Source organism: Pseudomonas sp. Ma2-10 (assembly GCF_054330215.1).
Map to the genome: position 1 here is coordinate 1 of NZ_JBTEYL010000067.1, position 1,717 is coordinate 1,717.

Annotated in this window: 2 pseudogenes; both read left to right on the top strand. The window is 59.4% G+C overall.

The features are described 5' to 3' along the window. Positions 1-675, top strand: a pseudogene (locus ACXPVS_RS27270) (type IV secretion protein Rhs); the annotation flags it as partial. Between the two features lies 1 nt (position 676). Continuing rightward, a pseudogene (locus ACXPVS_RS27275) lies at positions 677-1,717 on the top strand (type IV secretion protein Rhs); the annotation flags it as partial.

Consider the following 1,717-nt stretch of genomic DNA (forward strand, 5'->3'; position numbering starts at 1 on the left):
CTGGGCGAGCTTCTCGCAAATGGACGCGCATTACGCCTGGGATGACAAAGGCAGCGTCACGGTTACCAATGCTGACGGCAGCGAAGAGGTCTACACCCATGACGATAAGGCTCGCCTGGTCGCCAAGGTTGATCCGGACGGTGCAGAGCACCTCAAGGCCTACGACGATAAAGGTCGCCTGATCGCCGAAAAAGACCCACTCGGTGCGGTTACCGAATACCAATACAACGAAGCCGGCCGACTGGTTGCGGTGATTCCACCAGAAGACGCCCCCACCACTTACGAGTACTACCACGGCTACGTCCGCGTGGTGAATCGTGGCCCGGCGAAGTGGATATATTGGCGCAACGACCAAGGCGACATCACCGAACAAATCGACCCGGACGGCAATTCAACCCACTACAACTATGACCGCCAGGGCCGTCTTCTAGAAATCCGTCATCCGGATGGCAGTCGTCATCAACTGGGCTGGAACAATCTCGGTCAACTGCTCGAAGAACAGTTGCCCGATGGTGGCCAGCGCAAGTACCGCTACGACGCGTTGGGTCGGCAGATCACCCGTCAGGACGAAAGCGGTGCAATCACCCAGTACCAATGGGACTTCGCCAACCGGCTCGTGCAAATCACGCTGCCCGGTGGCGCTACGCGCGCGTTCACTTACAACCCATACGGTCGNGACGAAAGCGGTGCAATCACCCAGTACCAATGGGACTTCGCCAACCGGCTCGTGCAAATCACGCTGCCCGGTGGCGCTACGCGCGCGTTCACTTACAACCCATACGGCCGCGTCACCGCCGAGCGCGATGAGCTGGGCCGAGTCACCCGCTATGAATATGCCGATAACCTGCACCTGGTCAGCCGCCGCATCAACCCGGACGGCAGCCAACTGCGCTATCGCTACGACAACGCACGTCTGCTGCTCAGCGAGATCGAAAACGAACGGGGCGAGCACTACCACCTCGATTACTACCCCAACGGCCTTATCCAGCAGGAAACTGGCTTCGACGGTCGGCGCACAGCCTATGAATACGACCTTAACGGTCAATTGCTGAAGAAAACCGAGTTCGGCGACGACGGCAGTGAACTGACTACCGGATACCAGCGCGATGCCGCTGGCCGCCTACTGGTGAAAACCCTGGCCGATGGCGAGGAAATTCACTACAGCTACGACGCCCTAGGGCGCCTGGTGAACGTCGATGATGGAAACTGGCCGCTGGCCTACGAATACGACCTGCAAGACCGCCTGATCACCGAGCACCAAGGTTGGGGAACCCTGCGTTACGAGTACGACACCGTAGGCCAACTGAGCCACTGTCGCTTACCCGACGGTAGCAAGCTTGATTATCGCCACCAACGAGGCGGTCAACTGAGCAGCATCGACCTCAACGGTTCACGCCTGACCACTCACCAGTTCAGCGCAGGTCGCGAACAGCAGCGTCAACAAGGCTTGCTGCTCAGCCAATACCAATACGACGAACAAGGCCGACTGCAAGCCCATACCGTCAGCCAGCAAGAACGCAACCTGTTCCAGCGTCGCTACGCCTACGATGCCAACGGTAACCTTGCCGGCATCGACGACAGCCGCAAAGGCAATCGCAGCTACCATTACGACCCGCTTGACCGGCTGATCAACGTTCGTGGCACCACGCCGGAAAGTTTCGCCCATGACCCGGCAGGCAACCTACTCGGCCAAGGCGACCAGCCGACCGCGAACCTG